General features: G+C 72.0%; 14 protein-coding genes. 8 read left to right on the top strand and 6 right to left on the bottom strand.

What is annotated here, in order from left to right; genetic code table 11:
- The first annotated feature begins 4 nt into the window (after nucleotides 1-4).
- Nucleotides 5-625, top strand: coding sequence for a TetR/AcrR family transcriptional regulator (locus tag ACWC2T_RS19170; RefSeq protein WP_450671519.1), 621 nt, complete (start codon nucleotides 5-7; stop codon nucleotides 623-625).
- A gap of 233 nt (nucleotides 626-858) precedes the next feature.
- Nucleotides 859-1,923 carry an isopenicillin N synthase family dioxygenase gene (locus ACWC2T_RS19175; protein WP_450671520.1) on the top strand — a complete coding sequence of 355 codons (1,065 nt, stop codon included), beginning with the start codon at nucleotides 859-861 and terminating at the stop codon, nucleotides 1,921-1,923.
- Between the two features lie 99 nt (nucleotides 1,924-2,022).
- Here ACWC2T_RS19175 and ACWC2T_RS19180 read toward each other — a convergent pair whose 3' ends face one another.
- Entirely contained in the window at nucleotides 2,023-3,123 is a 1,101-nt protein-coding gene (locus ACWC2T_RS19180) for a citrate synthase 2 (protein ID WP_450671521.1), read from the bottom strand.
- 165 nt (nucleotides 3,124-3,288) lie between these two features.
- Between ACWC2T_RS19180 and pdxH the strand changes: the two genes are divergently transcribed.
- Nucleotides 3,289-3,975 (top strand): pyridoxamine 5'-phosphate oxidase, encoded by a 687-nt coding sequence (gene pdxH / locus ACWC2T_RS19185; protein ID WP_450671522.1) that lies wholly within the window; start codon nucleotides 3,289-3,291, stop codon nucleotides 3,973-3,975.
- A 257-nt stretch (nucleotides 3,976-4,232) separates the two neighbouring features.
- On the opposite strand, the gene iscB is transcribed toward pdxH, so the two are convergent.
- Entirely contained in the window at nucleotides 4,233-5,561 is a 1,329-nt protein-coding gene (iscB, locus tag ACWC2T_RS19190) for an RNA-guided endonuclease IscB (RefSeq protein ID WP_450671523.1), read from the bottom strand.
- A 585-nt stretch (nucleotides 5,562-6,146) separates the two neighbouring features.
- On the opposite strand from iscB, the gene ACWC2T_RS19195 reads away from it, so the two are divergent.
- Complete coding sequence (locus ACWC2T_RS19195; RefSeq protein WP_450671524.1) at nucleotides 6,147-6,902, top strand: SIS domain-containing protein; 756 nt, start codon at nucleotides 6,147-6,149, stop codon at nucleotides 6,900-6,902.
- Here ACWC2T_RS19195 and ACWC2T_RS19200 read toward each other — a convergent pair.
- Nucleotides 6,890-8,350, bottom strand: a complete 1,461-nt coding sequence (locus ACWC2T_RS19200) for a PAS domain-containing protein (protein WP_450671525.1) — start codon at nucleotides 8,348-8,350, stop codon at nucleotides 6,890-6,892. The two genes, ACWC2T_RS19195 and ACWC2T_RS19200, sit on opposite strands and share 13 nt — an antisense overlap.
- Nucleotides 8,351-8,665: 315 nt before the next feature.
- Here ACWC2T_RS19200 and ACWC2T_RS19205 point away from each other — a divergent pair, with 315 nt between their 5' ends.
- Nucleotides 8,666-9,358 carry a metal-dependent transcriptional regulator gene (locus ACWC2T_RS19205; RefSeq protein WP_069780244.1) on the top strand — a complete coding sequence of 231 codons (693 nt, stop codon included), beginning with the start codon at nucleotides 8,666-8,668 and terminating at the stop codon, nucleotides 9,356-9,358.
- A 333-nt stretch (nucleotides 9,359-9,691) separates the two neighbouring features.
- On the top strand, nucleotides 9,692-10,552 hold the full coding sequence (locus ACWC2T_RS19210; protein ID WP_450671526.1) for an alpha/beta fold hydrolase: 861 nt from the start codon (nucleotides 9,692-9,694) through the stop codon (nucleotides 10,550-10,552).
- A gap of 94 nt (nucleotides 10,553-10,646) precedes the next feature.
- On the opposite strand, the gene ACWC2T_RS19215 is transcribed toward ACWC2T_RS19210, so the two are convergent.
- From ACWC2T_RS19215 to ACWC2T_RS19225, 3 genes are read right to left on the bottom strand one after another with little or no spacing between them, the layout of a single operon-like run.
- Nucleotides 10,647-12,233, bottom strand: a complete 1,587-nt coding sequence (locus ACWC2T_RS19215; RefSeq protein WP_450671527.1) for a transporter — start codon at nucleotides 12,231-12,233, stop codon at nucleotides 10,647-10,649.
- Nucleotides 12,230-13,006 carry an ABC transporter ATP-binding protein gene (locus tag ACWC2T_RS19220; RefSeq protein WP_450671528.1) on the bottom strand — a complete coding sequence of 259 codons (777 nt, stop codon included), beginning with the start codon at nucleotides 13,004-13,006 and terminating at the stop codon, nucleotides 12,230-12,232. Before ACWC2T_RS19220 ends, ACWC2T_RS19215 begins: the two co-directional genes overlap by 4 nt.
- Before the next feature lie 34 nt (nucleotides 13,007-13,040).
- Complete coding sequence (locus ACWC2T_RS19225; protein WP_450671529.1) at nucleotides 13,041-13,706, bottom strand: bifunctional DNA primase/polymerase; 666 nt, start codon at nucleotides 13,704-13,706, stop codon at nucleotides 13,041-13,043.
- A gap of 263 nt (nucleotides 13,707-13,969) precedes the next feature.
- Between ACWC2T_RS19225 and ACWC2T_RS19230 the strand changes: the two genes are divergently transcribed.
- Nucleotides 13,970-15,355, top strand: coding sequence for a transcriptional regulator (locus ACWC2T_RS19230; protein ID WP_450671530.1), 1,386 nt, complete (start codon nucleotides 13,970-13,972; stop codon nucleotides 15,353-15,355).
- 199 nt (nucleotides 15,356-15,554) lie between these two features.
- Complete coding sequence (locus ACWC2T_RS19235) at nucleotides 15,555-17,138, top strand: hypothetical protein (RefSeq protein ID WP_450671531.1); 1,584 nt, start codon at nucleotides 15,555-15,557, stop codon at nucleotides 17,136-17,138.
- The last annotated feature ends 12 nt before the right edge of the window (nucleotides 17,139-17,150 follow it).

Raw genomic sequence — 17,150 nt, forward strand, 5'->3', positions numbered from 1 at the left:
CCGGATGAGCACGACGGCGGAACGCGACCGCGTGGCCAGAGAACGCGCGCCCAAACAGGACCGCAGCCGCGCCACCCGGCAGCGGCTCCTGGAGGCCGCCGTGGCCTGCCTGGCCGAACACGGCTGGGCAGGCTCCACCGTCGCCGTCGTCGCCGAACGCGCCGGAGTCTCCCGCGGCGCCGCCCAGCACCACTTCCCCACCCGCGAGGACCTGTTCACGGCCGCCGTCGAATACGTCGCCGAAGAACGCTCCACCGCCCTGCGGGCCCTCTTCCCGGCCGGACCCGCCGACCGCCGCGCCGTCGTCGCCGCCCTCGTCGACCTCTACACCGGCCCCCTCTTCCGCGCCGCCCTCCACCTGTGGGTCGCCGCCTCCAACGAGGACCAGTTGCGCACCCGCGTGACCGAACTGGAGGCCCGCGTCGGCCGCGAGACCCACCGCATCGCCGTCGACCTCCTCGGCGCCGACGAGAGCCGCCCCGGCGTCCGCGAGACCGTCCAGGGCCTCCTGGACATGGCCCGCGGCCTCGGCCTCGCCAACCTCCTCACCGACGACACCGCCCGCCGCGAAAAAGTCGTCGCCCAGTGGGCCGACCTGCTTCAGCAGGCGCTTCCGGCCGCGTGAACCGCACCACAGGCGTTTCCCACGGCACGCAGTACCCTTGCCCCATGCCTCCGATGCTCGTCCGCCGCCGCCACGTGGACTACGTGCGCGTCACGAGCATGGGCTGTCGGCCTTCGGCCTGATTCAGCCTCTTTTCTCCCGCCTTCTTACGGCATCTTCTAACGGCATCCGGGGCGACGCCGCCCACACCCTCGGCGGCATGCCCGTGGCCCACACACCCCGTGGACGCACCCATGACGACGCACACCGCATCGACGCACACTGCTCCGACGCACCCCACGACGACCCCGTCGTACGGCCAGCTCCCCATCATCGACCTGTCGGCCGCCGACCACGGCCCCCAGGCCCGCGCCCTGCTCCACGCCCAGCTGCACAGCGCCGCCCACGACGTCGGCTTCTTCCAGCTCGTCGGACACGGCGTCACCCAGGCCGAGACCGACGCGCTGCTCACCGCCATGCGCGCCTTCTTCGCCCTCCCCGAAGCCGACCGCCTCGCCCTCGACAACACCAACTCCCCCCACTTCCGCGGCTACACCCGCACCGGCGACGAACGCACCGCCGGCGCCCGCGACTGGCGCGACCAGCTCGACATAGGCGCCGAACGCCCCGCCCGCGTCCCCGCCCCCGGCGAACCCCCCTACTGGTGGCTCCAGGGCCCCAACCAGTGGCCCACCGCCCTCCCCGAACTGCGCACGGCAGCCCTGGCCTGGATCGACAAGCTCAGCGCGGTCGCCGACCGCCTGCTCCACGAGCTCCTCGCCGCCATCGGCGCCCCCGCCGACTTCTACGACCCGATCTTCGGCACCCACGCCCACCCGCACCTCAAGCTCGTCCGCTACCCCGGCAGCGCCGGCGACGGCACCGACCAGGGCGTGGGCGCCCACAAGGACTACGGCTTCCTGACCCTGCTCCTCCAGGACACCGTCGGCGGCCTCCAGGTCCAGCGCGAGGACGGCCACTTCCACGACGTCCCGCCCATCGACGGCGCCTTCGTCGTCAACCTCGGCGAACTCCTCGAAGTCGCCACCAACGGCTACCTCCTCGCCACCAACCACCGCGTCGTCAGCCCCACGGGAGCGACGGAACGCTTCTCCGTCCCGTTCTTCTACAACCCCCGCCTCGACGCCAGGGTCGAGCCACTGCCCTTCCCCCACGCGTCAAAGGCCCCGGGCATCACGACCGACCCGGCGAACCCCCTGTACGCCGAGTACGGCTACAACGAGCTGAAGGGCAAGCTCAGGGCGCATCCGCTGGTGGCGGAGAGGCATCACGGGAACTTGCTGACACCGGCGGCGTGATTCCCCAGGGGCGCGGGCCGTATCGATATGCGGCTCCGCCGCGCGGGCGCGAGCAACCACACACAACCCGCAGTCGCCACGCGCCCCTGGCCACCCCTCTCAGTGGGCGATATCCGCGTACCCGGCGATGTCCTCCGGCCGACGCGCCCCCGGCCCCACATACCGCGCGGAAGGCCGCACAAGCCTCCCCGTCCGCTTCTGCTCAAGAATGTGCGCCGACCACCCTGCCGTACGGGCGCACGTGAACATCGACGTGAACATGTGCGCCGGAACCTCAGCGAAGTCGAGCACGATCGCGGCCCAGAACTCCACGTTGGTGGCCAGCACCCGATCAGGCCGACGGCTGTGCAACTCCTCCAGCGCCGCCTTCTCCAACGCCTCGGCGACCTCGAACCGCGGAGCACCCAGCTCCCGCGCCGTACGCCGCAGCACCCGCGCCCGCGGATCCTCGGCCCGGTACACCCGGTGCCCGAACCCCATCAGCCGCTCACCCCGGTCCAGCGCCTGCCGGACGTACGCCTCCGCGTCCCCCGTCCGCTCGATCTCCTCGATCATCCCGAGCACACGTGAGGGCGCACCCCCGTGCAACGGCCCGGACATCGCCCCGACCGCCCCCGACAGCGCGGCGGCGACATCCGCACCGGTGGACGCGATGACCCGCGCGGTGAAGGTGGAGGCATTCATCCCGTGCTCGGCCGCGGACGTCCAATAGGCATCCACAGCGGCGACGTGCTTGGGATCCGGCTCACCCCGCCACCGGATCATGAACCGCTCCACGACCGACTTCGCCTTGTCGATCTCCCGCTGCGGCACCATCGGCAGCGTCTGCCCACGCGCCGACTGGGCGACGTACGACAACGCCATCACCGCGGCCCGCGCCAGATCCTCCCGCGCCTGCCGCTCGTCGATGTCGAGCAGCGGTTTCAGCCCCCACACCGGGGCCAGCATGGCCAGCGCCGACTGCACATCCACCCGGATGTCACCGGAGTGCACCGGGATCGGGAACGGCTCGGCGGGCGGCAGCCCGGGATTGAAGGCACCGTCGACCAGCAGCCCCCACACGTTCCCGAACGAGACATGACCGACCAGGTCCTCGATGTCGACGCCCCGGTACCGCAGGGCGCCCCCCTCCTTGTCCGGTTCGGCGATCTCCGTCTCGAACGCGACGACTCCCTCGAGTCCGGGTACGAAATCGGACATCAGGCGGCTCCTTGAGATGGTTCGGCGGCGGTCACCCCGGTGATGCCCCGTTCGACCGGTGGTCACCCAAACCGCAAGGGACCAGCACGATAACCCCCCGTGCCAGACTTGGGGAGTCCGTACGACACTCAGTGCCAGTGGCGTTCGATACGGCAAGATGACCGCGTGACCGACCGCGACCCGCTCCTGGACCCCGTCCTCGATCCCGCCGCCATGCGCAAGCAGTACCGGGCGGAAGGCCTCGCCGAACAGGACCTCGCCGCGCACCCCATGGACCAGTTCACCCGCTGGTTCGAGGACGCCGCCCGAGCGGCGCTGCACGGCACCATCTACGAGCCCAACGCCATGGTCGTCGGCACCGCGGACGCGGCGGGCCGCCCCAGCTCGCGCACGGTCCTGATGAAGCAGTTCGACACCGAGGGCTTCGTCTTCTACACCAACTACGACTCCCGCAAGGCCCGCGACCTCGCGGAGAACCCGCACATCTCCCTGCTCTTCCCCTGGCACCCACTGGCCCGCCAGGTCATCGTCACCGGCACCGCCCACCGCACCGGCCGCGACGAGACCGCCGCCTACTTCCGCACCCGCCCGCACGGCTCCCAGCTCGGCGCCTGGGCCAGCGCCCAGTCCTCGGTCATCGCCTCACGCGCCGAACTGGACACCGCCTACGCCGACCTCGAGGCCCGCTACCCCGAGGACGAACAGGTCCCGGTCCCCCCGCACTGGGGCGGCTTCCGCATCACCCCGCACACGATCGAGTTCTGGCAGGGCCGGGTCAACCGCCTCCACGACCGCCTCCGCTACACCGCCCAGCCGGACGGCACCTGGCGGGTCGAGCGCCTGGCCCCCTGAGGGGCCGGAAAACGCAGACGACCCGCGGGCTGGGTTCCTCAAGGAGGAGCCGGCCGGACGTACCGGCAGCCCGCGGGTCGGGTGACTGCGTTGGATTAGGCCGGCTGCGTGTTTCGCACACACGCTGGTCCGGCACCGCACTGGGTGTGGTGGCGAGCCGCTAGCCCGCAGCCACCTCGCGCGTCCGGGTTTCACTCATTTACCCGATCACCTCCTTCCCTACGTGAGGCACAGCCTAGGAAGCGGCCGCGGAGAGCTCAACTGTTTTTCGGAGTTCCTGATGTAGAGGCCTCCGGACGGACGTCGTAGCTGTACCCGTCGCCCCGCTGGAGCAGCCGCAGATTCCAGTGAGAGACGTTGATCCGGCCGGCTGGCGTGTTGAGGCTGTGCTGGCCCCTTGCCCGGACAGAGATACGTCCGACCCACGTGCCCTTCCACTTGCCTGAAGGCATGACTGCACGCACGAGATCCCCGGTGACATACCCGAAGTGCTGCTTCTTGCGAGCCCGCTGTAGCCGTGGGAATCCAAAGCGATCCGGTGTGGTGCGGGCGTATGAGCCACGACCGGTGGCCTTTACGATCAGTACCCGATCGGGGACACGGACGATCACGTTGCGTCTGCCGCGATCAAGGTCACCGACGCACAGGGCGTCCAGCGTGTGCGTCTTGGCGAGGCCTACGACGTCGCGATTCGCCTTGGTGAGGTGGCCCGGCCAGGCGTGCACGGGCTTTCCGAGCGCCTCCAGTGATTCTGTGAGTCGCCCCTGGATCGCGTTCATGGCCGAGGCGTCCCGCAGCGGTGCCTTGGTCTGGTCGAGGATCCGCGCCAGAAGGTCGGGTCGGGTGGCCAGGAAGGACTCGATGGATCGGCTGCCCTTGGCCTTGTTGCACGGGACGCAGGAGAGAACCAGGTTTGTGATGCGGCTGGATCCTCGGCGGCTGCGGGGTCGTATGTGCTCGATGTTGAGAGTCACGCCGGTCGCACCGCAGTAGGCACAGGAGCTGTTCCACCGCTTGTGCAGGTAGGCCCGGGCCGTCGTGCCCGCGAGGGTGCCTTGCGCGTACTCCGCCCCGTACAGAGGCCTGCCGGCGCTCATGGAGTGAGTGTCGAACGCGGTGCGTTCCAGATGGATCTCGGTGACGGGTGCGTAGCGGCAGAGGCGGCGCGCGATGGAGAAGGTGGTGTCGACGCGGTGGCGCAGGGAGGGCGGGAGCCATCCTTCGGGGCGGACCCGGTTGTTCGAGCGCGGTGATCGGTAGCGGCAGTTGGCTGAACGTCGTCTCTTTCGGCAGCCCGCGCGTTGTTGCATGGAGGCCTGGATCTGCGCACCTCGGTGCTGGAGTTCGACGGAGACGAGTCCACGTCGGACCGTGACGTTGGCGCCGTCTTCGGTAGCTTCCTTCTTCTCGTCGGTGAGGACGAGTCCGGTGCCCTGCGAGCCGGGGTCGATCCGTAGCTGCACGCCGTCGACTTCGGAGTCAGCCAGCGCGCGGTCCTTCAGCCGGATGGTGAAGGGCACCTGTCGCGCGACCACAGCCCGGTCCTTCCGGAGGAGCTCGCGGGCGCGGGCGGGATGGCAGGGCATGAGCGGGTGCCCGTCCTTGGGAAAGCACGAAAACCCTGCTCGCACCTGTCTGAGCGTCACCGCTCACGTTCTCTGCCGCCTTCGCTGCCTGGGCAGCGCTCTTGGCGTGACGCCGACGGGTTCCGGTGCCGTGCCCGTCGATCTCCCCTCGCCCATGTTTCCCGTCGGTGCCCCGCGCGGTGGCGGGGTGTCCGTGAGCCGTTTCGTCCCCGCTCCCGGGGGTGTCTGCTCTCACGGATTCCAGAGCAGGCTGCTGAGGAAGCACAGCCTGGTGGGTCTGCTCGCCTACGGGGAACGTAGTCATCGAGGTCACCTCCCTGATCGCCGATCGCGATGACTTGGGCTGGTCACCCGACAGGCAGCGTTGTGCCGGGGAGCGAGTGACCTCCCTTCTCCGTGTGGGATGCGAAGTTAGTGAACTGAGGCGCGGTCGCTCCTGTGATCAGCCGTGAGTCGCCCAGATGTGCGAATCTCCAGAATTCCCCGAACGCGCGACCGGCGCTGATGCTAGGGGCCCCGTATTGACACCGCACTGGTCCAGACCGCACCGTGATCCGCGACACAGACGCTGCGAAGGGGCTCCGCATGAGCGACGGCACGCCTGCCGACCTGTTCTTCGACGCCGCGATCGGGCTGCTGCAACGGGTGCGTGAGGAGGAGGCCGGGGCGATCGCCGCGGCCGGCACCCTGCTCGCGGACACCGTTGCCGCCGGTGGGCGGCTGTTCGCCTTCGGGGCGGGGCACTCGTCCCTGGCCGCGCAGGACGTCGTCTACCGCGCGGGCGGTCTCGCCCTGATGAACCTGCTCGCCGTCCCCGGTGTGGTCGGCGTCGATGTCACCCCGGCCACCCTCGGCTCCGCCCTCGAACGGGTCGACGGCCTCGCGAGCGCCGTCCTCGACACCTCACCGCTCCGGGCCGGCGACGCCCTTGTGATCATCTCCCTGTCCGGTCGCAACGCGCTGCCCGTGGAGATGGCCCTGAGCGCCCGATCCCTCGGGGTGAAGGTCATCGGCGTCACCTCGGTGGCGTACGCCGCGCAGACCACCTCCCGGCACTCCTCCGGCAGCTTCCTGAAGGACCACTGCGACGTCGTCCTGGACTCGAAGATCGCCGTCGGTGACGCGGAGCTCACCCTGGACACCATCCCGGCGCCCTTCGCCCCCGCCTCCACGGTCGTCACCACCGCCCTGATGCAGGCCGTGATGGCGACCACCGCGTCCGCCCTCGCCGACCGGGGCATCGAACCCCCGCTCCTGCGCTCGGGCAACGTCGACGGCGGGCACGAGTGGAACGGCCGGGTCATGCGGGAGTACGGCGACCGGATCTTCTACCGGCGCTGAGTCCCCCCGGGCCCCTTCTCGTCCCGTACCGCGTCCGCCAGGTCCAGTGCCGCCGCGATGCGGACCGCCACGTCCTCCGCGTAGGCCGTGTCGGAGCGCTCGAAGCGGCTGCGGCCGGAGCCGCGCAGGAAGGTGACCACGCCGAGGGTCCGGCCCCGGCTGCGCAGCACCGCGCACAGGGCGTGCACCGCGTCACCGGGCCACTGCCGGGCCAGCGCCCATTCCCGCGCCCGCTGCGCCGGGACCGACCCGGCGTCCGCGCGCACGGCCCCGGCCCGCGCCACGCACTGCAGCGCCGGATGGCCCGGTTCGTAGCGCACGGGCAGCCCGGCCGCGCCGGTGAGCAGGCTCGGTCCCGGCGCTCCGGCGGGTGTCGCGGCGAGCCGCACCAGCCGTACGGCCGCCTCCTCGCCCTCCGAGCCCTCGGAGCCCTCGGAGCCCTCCGAATCCTCCGGACTCTTCGAGCGCGGGGAGGGCACCACCCGGTCGATCAACGCGTGGTCGGCGAAGCCGGCGAGGGCGAAGTCGAGGTGGACGGTGGCCGCCTCGGCCGGGTCCTCGCACTCGGCGGCGGCGCGCGCGGCCCGGTGCAGCTGGTTGGTGCGGAACCGCAGCAGGGCCGCCTCCTGCTCGCTCTGCTTGCCCTCGGTGACGTCCTGGAACAGCCAGCCGACGCCGAGCGGCACGGGTTCCTCCGCGAGGGGTGAGGCCAGCCGCACGAATCCGTTCCGCCAGCAGCGCCGTTCCTCGCCCCGGGCGGTGCGCACGGTGACCCACATGTCGGCGGGCGCGGGCGGCGCGCCCTCGGCCAGCACATGCGTGAGCGCGGCCTCCAGCTCCTCCACGCCCTGTGCGAGCAGTTCGCCGAGCGGCCGGCCCAGCGCGGACGTGCGCCCGATGCCGAGCGCACGCGCCGCGTGCGCGTTGACGACGGCGGGCCGCAGGTCGGCGTCGATGAGGACGACCCCCCAGGCCGCGTCCTCGAACAGCGCCTCGCTCAGCGCGATCGACCGCTCCAGGTCGATCTGTGCGTGCACCTCGCTGAACGCGCAGTACACCCCGGCGGGCTTTCCGTCGGGCCCGCGCACGGCGGCGGACTGCGTCCGTACGAGGACTCTCCCGCCGCCCTTGGTGACCAGCGCGAACTCGTGCACCTGACGCCCGGGTGCGTGCATGGCCGACATCAGCCGGGCCTGCACCTCCTCGGCGTCGGCGCTGCGCACCGCCCATCCGGCGAAGCCGTGCCGTCCGACCGCCTCGGCGGCCGTCCAGCCGAGGATCCGCTCGGCCTCCCGGTTCCAGTGTGTGACGACCCCGTCGGCGTCGAAGGCGCACAGGGCGGCGTCCATGCCGTCGAGCAGTGCGGCGAGCAGGTCGGATCCCCCCGACTCACCGGGTTCGTCCGGCCCCAGTTCGTCGGTGGTCCCACTCCGCCGGGAAGCACTCACCTGGACCCCCTGCAGGCTGCGTCGGCGCGTTTGCGGCGCACGGTTCGCTCAGTGGCCTTCATTCAACTGGAACGTGACCCACCCCACATCCTGTTCCCGCAAGATTGGTGGCCCGAGATTGAACACACGAGATGGAACGCATACGCATCCGCGGGGCGCGGGGACCCGCGCCCCGCGACGGGCGGAACCCCTTACGGTGGTTCCCGTACCGGCCCGTTCCGCCGGAGGCCCCCGCTTGTCAGTCGGATCCGGCAGAATTGGTGCCAGGGCCAGCGCACGCGCCGGGCTGCCGGCAGAGGTAATCGAGGGGCACGTATGTCCGGACTGATCGACACCACGGAGATGTATCTCCGCACCATCCTCGAGCTCGAAGAGGAAGGCGTCGTCCCCATGCGCGCCCGCATCGCGGAGCGGCTCGACCAGAGCGGGCCGACGGTGAGCCAGACGGTGGCGCGGATGGAGCGTGACGGGCTCGTGTCCGTCGCCAGTGACCGTCATCTGGAGCTGACGGACGAGGGCCGCAGGCTCGCCACGCGTGTGATGCGCAAGCACCGGCTGGCCGAGTGCCTCCTCGTCGACGTGATCGGCCTGGAGTGGGAGCAGGTGCACGCGGAGGCCTGCCGCTGGGAGCACGTGATGAGCGAGGCCGTCGAGCGGCGGGTGCTGGAGCTGCTGCGGCACCCGACCGAGTCGCCGTACGGCAATCCGATCCCGGGCCTGGAGGAGCTGGGCGAGAAGGACGGCGCCGACCCGTTCCTGGACGAGGGCATGGTCTCGCTGGCCGACCTGGACGCGGGCGCGGACGGCAAGACGGTCGTCGTCCGCCGCATCGGCGAGCCGATCCAGACGGACGCGCAGCTGATGTACACGCTGCGGCGCGCGGGTGTGCAGCCCGGTTCCGTGGTGAGCGTGACGGAGTCGGCCGGCGGTGTCCTGGTGGGCAGCGGTGGTGAGGCGGCCGAGCTGGAGGCGGATGTCGCCTCGCATGTGTTCGTCGCCAAGCGCTGAGCAGGAGAGGGCCCCGGCGCCTTGTGGCGCCGGGGCCTGTCCTCCCCTGTGCTGACCCGGAGCCCCGAGCTCTCAGGGTCATCCCCCTCGGACCGTTTTTCCCCGAGCGGTCCGCCTCCCGCCAGAAAAGATCCCCTCGATGGCGGCGATCATGCCTTGAGGGGTGTCACTCGAATGAGGGGTGTTGTCCGCAGAGACGGATTTTTCGAATGTCCATTCGATGGATTCGGTACTCTGCGGCGGCAGGACGCGTACGACAGCGACAGCAGCGAGTACGAGCGAGTACGGCAGTACACCGGTACGAGGCAGGCGGAGCTGGGGGGTGCCAGGCCCATGGCACGGCGTATCGACGTGACGGGAGCGGGCGGGGTGCGCCTGGCTGCCTGGGAGTTCGCCGACCCGCCGAAGGGCGATCCGGAGTCCGTGGCGCCGGGCGTGCTGTTACTCCACGGCCTGATGGGCCGTGCCTCGCACTGGGCCTCGACCGCCCGCTGGCTCGCCGCACGCCACCGCGCCGTGGCCCTCGACCAGCGCGGGCACGGCCAGAGCGAGAAGCCCCCACAGGCCGCCTACACCCGCGAGGCCTATGTCGAGGACGCCGAGGCCGCCCTGGAACAGCTCGGCCTCGCCCCCGCGCTCCTCATCGGCCACGCCATGGGCGCGCTGACCGCCTGGCAGCTCGCCGCGAAACGCCCCGAACTGGTGCGGGGCCTGATCATCTGCGACATGCGGGCCTCGGCCCTGGGCGCCGCCTCGCAGCGGGAGTGGGCCGACTGGTTCCATGCCTGGCCCGTCCCCTTCGCCACGCTGGCCGACGTACGCAAGTGGTTCGGTGAGGACGATCCCTGGGTGGAGCGGCCGAATCCGGCGCGTGGGGAGTTCTATGCCGAGGTGATGCACGAGGCCGCCGACGGCTGGCGGCCCGTGTTCGAGCCGGAGCAGATGCTGAGGTCCCGGGAGACATGGGTGTACGACGCGCACTGGGAGGAGCTGGCCCAGGTGCGGTGTCCGACGCTGGTGGTGCGCGGGGTGGACGGGGAGCTGGGGCGGGCGGAGGCGCAGGAGATGGTGCGAGTGCTTCCAGCGGGGGAGTATGCGGAGGTGTCTGATGCCGGGCATCTCGCGCACTATGAACTGCCGTTGGCTTGGCGGTCGGCTGTGGGGCCGTTTCTTGATCGGGTGCTCGGGGATTGAGCGCCTGTTCATCTGCCGGGTTGGGCTTTCGTCGGCGAGTGCGGGTGCGTGGTGGGTTCTCGCGCAGTTCCCCGCGCCCCTTGGGTAAGTCTCCCTACCCCTTGCTTACAGCCGTCAGGATCTCCGGGAGCCGTGCCGCCGTTCTCGGAGCTGCCAGGCGTAGGCCCCCCAGGGTCAGCACCGCGCCGTATGCCGCGCCCACCGGGAGCAGGAGCCACCTCCACGCCTCGCCGCCTGCGCTCACGTGGAGCCAGATGGTGAGGGCGATGACCGGGGAGCAGAGCAGGGCCGCTGCGATCATGCCGCCGAAGATGGAGATCCAGGCGAGGCCCGCCTGTCCGGGGACGACGTTCTTGTGGCCCTCCTGGGGGATGGAGTAGGGGAAGCGGGCCGAGGTCCAGGCGCCGGTGGCGAGCATCGCGCCCAGCAGGGCCAGGGACAGGCCCAGTACCTCAGGCAGCCGGGGCCAGGCGTCGAGCAGGGCCGTCGTCACCACCGTCACGAGCGCCGCGTACGGCAGGGTGATCAGCAGCAGTGCCAGGGCGCGGCCGCGCAGCTCGGCGTAGGCGTCCCGGGGTGAGGAGATGGTCATGGCCACCATCCAGAACGCGGAGGTGTCCTGACCGAACTGGTTGTACATCTGGATGCCGAGCATCCCGGCGGCGAAGCACGCGAAGTAGATCGACCCGGTGCCCTGCACCGCGTTGAACACCGGAATGATCAGTCCGATCGCCAGCGAGGTCACCCAGGCGGCCTTGGTCTTCGGGTCCCGCCAGATGTAGCGCAGGCTGCGTTCCATGACCGTACCCGTGCGGCCCTGCGGCAGCAGCCGGCCGAGTCCGGCGGCCGGGCGGCCGCGGTCTGCCGCGTCGGCCGGCTGCAGCGTGGAGGCGTCGGGCGCGGTCATCAGCCGGGTCAGACTCCGCGCCCACACGGCGATCAGCGCCGCCAACCCGACGGCCGCAAGGGCGAGTTGGGCGGCCGCGACGCCGTACGAGCCCTGGCTCGCAGAGCGCACCGCGGCCACCGCCGATGCCGGCGGCACCCATGACAGTACGTCCGCGACCGGCTGCAACTGCCCGAGGCCGGCCGAACCCAGCTCCCTCGCCCCGAAGTTGACCAGCTGCGCGCCGACCGCGATCACCAGCCCGCTCAGCACGGCCAGGTCGCGGCCCTTCCTGCTGCTCAGCAGCCGTACGTTGGCGGTGGCGACGGCCCGCGCCAGCGCCACGCAGATCAGCAGGGCGAGACAGACGCCGAGCACCGCCACGGTGCCGCCGGCGGCGCCCTGCGCGACGGACAGCGTGCAGCCCACCAGTACCAGCAGCGTGAACAGCGGGCCGATGCCGATCAGGGAGGCCGCGAGGAGCGCCCGGACCAGCGGGCGGGGGCGCAGCGGGAGCATCACCAGCCGGGTGGGGTCCAGCGTCTCGTCGCCGGTGGGGAAGAACAGCGGCAGTACCGCCCAGCCCAGCGCCAGTACGGCCGTACCCGGGACGGCGACGGCGTCGGCGTGCGCGTGCCCGTGCAGGGCGAGCAGCCCGAGCAGTTGCAGCAGGGCGAACAGGATGGCGACGACCGCCGAGACGACGAACGCGGCCCGCCGGCCCCCGGACTGCCGCAGCCCGTTGCGCAGGAGGGAGAGTTTCAGCCGTACGACGGTGGAGGTGAGGTTCGTCATCGGGCCGCTCCGCCGCCCAGCCAGTCCAGATCGGAGCCGGCGTCCCGTCCGCTCGCCCCGACGAGCTCCAGGAACGCCCCCTGGAGAGTGGGGTGCGTGCCGCGCACCTCGGCGAGCGGACCGGTCGCGCGGATCCGCCCGGCCGCCATCACGGCGACCCAGTCGCACAGCGACTCGACCAGCTCCATGACGTGGGAGGAGAAGACGACGGTGGCGCCGGAGGCGGTGTAGCGCTCCAGGACGCCCCGGATGGTCTGCGCGGACACCGGGTCGACGCCCTCGAACGGCTCGTCCAGGAAGAGCACCTCGGGGTTGTGCAGGAGTGCGGCGGCGAGCCCGATCTTCTTGCGCATGCCGGTGGAGTAGTCGACGACGAGCTTGTGCTGGGCGCCGGCCAGGTCGAGGACGTCCAGCAGCTGCGTGGCCCGCTTGTCGACCTCGGGCCCCGGCAGTCCGCGCAGCCGCCCCGAGTATCCGAGCAGCTCCCGCCCCGACAGCCGCTCGAACAGCCTCAGCCCTTCGGGGAGGACACCGATCCTCGCTTTGACGGCGACGGGGTCGCGCCATACGTCATGACCGACGACCTCGACCGTGCCGTCATCGGGCCGCAGCAGCCCGGTCACCATGGACAGGGTCGTGGTCTTGCCGGCTCCGTTCGGCCCGACCAGCCCGATGAACTTCCCGGCGGGCAGCTCGAGATCGATCCCGCCGACAGCGACCTGCTGCCCGAACTGTTTCCAGAGCCCACGCACGCGTACCGCAGTTTCGGTCATGCATGAAGGCTACGGCGGCGCTGCCGACCGGAGGCTACCGGTCCCGCCCGCACGCATAGGCCAGCGGCGAGATCAGCTCCTCCGCATCCGGCAGCCACCGGTTCGCCGGGGTGGGCCGGCAAGCCCACTGCACGGCGCCGCGCGATCCGAAACGCGTGGGAGGAGCGGCCACGTACGCGCCCTCGCCGAGTGCCGCCAGATCAAGGGAAGTGAGCGACCAGCCCAGCTTGCGCACCAGGTCCGGCACCTTCGCGGCACCGCCCGGCAGCACGAAGAACTGCATGCGGCGGTCGGGGGACAACGTCACCGGCCCCAGCGTCAGCTCCATCCGCTCCATACGGGCCAGAGCGAGGAACCCCGCGGTCTCCGGGACGGACAACGCGTCGAACGTCCGCCCCGTCGGCAGCAGGATCGAGGCCGTCGGCTGCTTCTGCCACATCCGGCGCGCGACGGTCGCGCTGCCGGTCGCCTGCGTCGCCCAGTCGGGGCGCGCGGGGTGCGCACCCGGCGCAGGGCAGGTGGCGTCGCCGCACGAGCATCGCTGCCTGCCGTCGACCGCTACCAGCCAGGTGCCCGGGAACACGTCCCAGTGGCGTTCCTCGGCGTAGCGTACGGCGTTCTCCAGCAGCGATTCCCCGCGCTGCTGCGGAATCTGACCGGCAATCTGAGTGTTTTCGGCGCCCGCGATCGTCTCTTCCACGCCCCTCTCAACTCCCGCACCCACCTCGGGTTACGGCCGTAGCGCGCGCGGGGATGGCGCATCGATTCGGCAGTCGGGGCGCATGGGTGCACGGGTGGGGGCGCGCGGGGGGAAGCAGGGCGTGAGGTGGGTAGCCAGGGGTGGGGTTGGCAGCCGTCGTTACCCCGGCAAACGGCACATGTCGCGCATTGACGGTATGTCAGCTGGGCAGTGATCTTCCCGGAACGGTTACGCCCAGGGGATCGCAACGCAGGGGGTAGCACATGGCCGCAAGGCCTCTCGTGGCGAGGCAGCCCAACGAACGGCTGCAGGCACTCATCCAGGAAGCGGGGTGTTCGAACGCCGGGCTGGCCCGGCGGGTCAACATGTGCGGCGCCGAGCACGGCCTCGACCTGCGCTACGACAAGACGTCCGTGGCCCGCTGGCTGCGCGGACAGCAGCCGCGGGGCCGCGCCCCGGCGATCATCGCGGAGGCGCTCGGGCGCAAGCTCGGCCGTACGGTCACGATCGACGAGATCGGCATGGCCAACGGCAAGAACCTCGCCTCGGGGGTCGGTCTCCAGTTCTCGCCGACGGTACTGGGGGCCATCGAGCAGGTCTGCGAGCTGTGGCGCAGCGACGTGGGCCGGCGGGACTTCCTGTCCGGTTCCTCTGTCGCCGCCTCCGCGCTGGTCGAGCCCAGCCGCGACTGGCTGATCTCGGCGCCGGACGCGCAGGTGGCCCGGCAGGCGGGCCCGCGCGTGGGGCAGGCCGACGTGGCGGCCGTACGGTCCATGACGCAGGCGCTGACCGACCTGGACCACCAGTACGGCAGCGGGCATGTGCGCCCGGTCGTCGTGCACTACCTCAACAGCGTGGTCTCCGGGCTGCTCGCCGGCTCGTACCGGGAGACGGTCGGGCGGGAACTGTTCGCCGCGGTCGCCCGGTTGACCGAGCTCGCCGGGTACATGGCCGTGGACACCGGGCAACCGGGACTGGCCCAGCGGTACTACATCCAGTCGCTGCGGCTCGCGCAGGCCGCCGGGGACCGCGGGTACGGCGGTTACGTCCTCGCCGCGTCCATGAGCCACCTCGCCGCCCAGCTCGGAAACCCGCGGGAGATCGCCCAGTTGGCGCGGGCGGCGCAGGAGGGGGCGCGCGGGCGGGTGACCCCGCGCGTGGAGGCGATGTTCCACGCGGCCGAGGCGCGCGGGCACGCCCTGCTCGGCGACGGGCGTGCGGCGCAGGCGTCCATCGGGCGGGCGGTGACGGCGATGGAGCAGGCGGACGGCTCCTCCGGTGACGACCCGGTGTGGATCCGCCACTTCGACGAGGCGTACCTCGCCGACGAGTTGGCGCACTGCCACCGCGATCTCGGCCAGAGCGAGCAGGCGGCCCGGTACGCCGAGCAGTCGCTGGCCGGGCACCCCGAGACCCGGGTCCGCCGGCGGGCCATCGGCTTCTGTCTGCTCGCCACGGCCCAGGTGCAGCGGCGGGAGGTCGAACAGGCCTGCAGCACCGGCCTGAAGGCGGTGGAACTGCTGGAGACGCTCCGCTCCAACCGGGGCGCCGAGTATCTGGAGGATCTCCAGCAGCGCCTGGAGCCCTTCCGGGAGGAGGCGGTGGTACGGGAGTTCGGGGCGCGCCTCGATCTCCAGCAGGCCGCGTGAACACCGGCCCCGCGGTCGCGTGAACGCAGGGCGAACGGCACGCCGGGGCGCAAGGGTGCCCCATATCAGCGCGCCGCGGGGCAGTTTTGTTACCGCCGTCACAGGGGAGGAGGTCTCGCCCTGAGCTGCATGGCACCCGGCTCGGGGGACCCGGTAGCGTGAGCCCGATTCACAAGGTCCCCCATTAGTAGGAGTCCCGGTGACGCAGAGTGGACAGGGCGAGGAGCCCTCGGCGCGGCCCGCGCGCGAAGGCATCGTGCTGCCCTCCGACGGAGGCGAGCCCTTGCTGCCGGGCATGACCGGCGCGCCCGCCCCCGCTGCCCCGGCCGGCGGGCAGGCCTGGGGTGGCTCCTGGGGGCCCGAGCAGCAGCCGCCCCAGCCGGGCCAGGGCTGGCCCCCGGCGGCGGCCCAGCAGTGGCACGGCCCTCAGGCCCCGGCCGAGCAGCCGCCCGCCGCGAACCCCGGCCCGCTGCCCCCGGAGGGCGCCCCGGCCCCGTCGTACGGCCAGATGCCGTCGTACGAAGCCGGCGCGCAGGGCGGTGGCCACGGCGCCGGTCAGCAGCCCGGGTACGGCGCGGCACCCGAGCCGTACCAACAGCCGCAGCAGGCCCTGCCCCAGCCGCAGCAGCAGTCCCTGCCGCAGTCCCCGCAGCAGCAGCCGTACCCGCAGCCGCCGGCCGCCCCCGCCCCGCTGCCCGCGGGGGACGAGGGCGCGACGCAGTACATACCGCCGGTGCAGGCGGCGGCCCCCGCCGAGGGCGCCACGCAGTACCTCCCGCCGGTGCCGGCCGCCCCCGCCAACGAGGGCGCGACCCAGTACATCCCGCCGGTGCCCGGTGCGCTGCCGCCCGAGTCGGGCGGCGAGGAGACCCGCTACCTCGGCCGGGCCCCGCAGCAGGCGCCCGCGCCCGCCTCCGGTGACGCGGAGGCCACCCAGTACATACCGCCCTACGCCGCGCAGGCGCAGGGCGCGGACCGGCAGCCGCCGGCCGAGTTCGACAGCCTCTTCCGCGGCGGCTCGGCGGGCGGCGACGGCCCGTCCGGGGCCACCCAGCAGATGCCGCGCGTCCAGCAGCCGTACGGCGCCACGCAGCCCTCGTACGGCGCACAGCAGCCGTCGTACGCCCCCGCGCACGACGACGACCACGACCGGCCGCGCGGCCGGTCGCGGGTGCCGCTGATCGCCGCGATCGGCGTCGGCATCGTCGTCGTCGGTGTGGGCGTCGGGGCGCTGCTCAGCGGCGGCGGCAAGGACCAGGCCGCCGACGGCAGGACGGTCGCGGCCACGTCCCCGGCGCCCGGCCAGGGCTCCGGCTCGGCCGCCGATCCGGCCCGGGAGCAGGCGGTGGCGCTGGACAAGCTGCTCGCCGACAGCGGCAGCAGCCGCGCCTCGGTGATCAAGGCGGTCGCCGACGTCAAGAACTGCGACAACCTCGACGGAGCCGCGACCGACCTGCGCGCCGCGGCCCAGCAGCGCGGCGACCTGGTCACCCAGCTCGGCAAGCTGTCCGTCGACAAGCTGCCCAACAACGGCGAGCTCACCGCCGCGCTGACCAAGGCCTGGCAGGCGTCCGCCGCGGCCGACAACCACTACGCGGCCTGGGCCGGACAGGCCAAGGACCACAAGGTCTGCCGCAAGGGCCACGCCCGCGTCACGGGCGAGACCCAGGCCGGCAACCGGGCGAGCGGCACCGCCAGCGCGCAGAAGGTGAAGGCGGCGGCGCTGTGGAACGCGATCGCCCAGAAGTACGGCCTCACCCAGCGCCAGCCCACCCAGCTCTGAGCGGCGGGGCCG

The organism is Streptomyces sp. NPDC001393 (assembly GCF_053597455.1).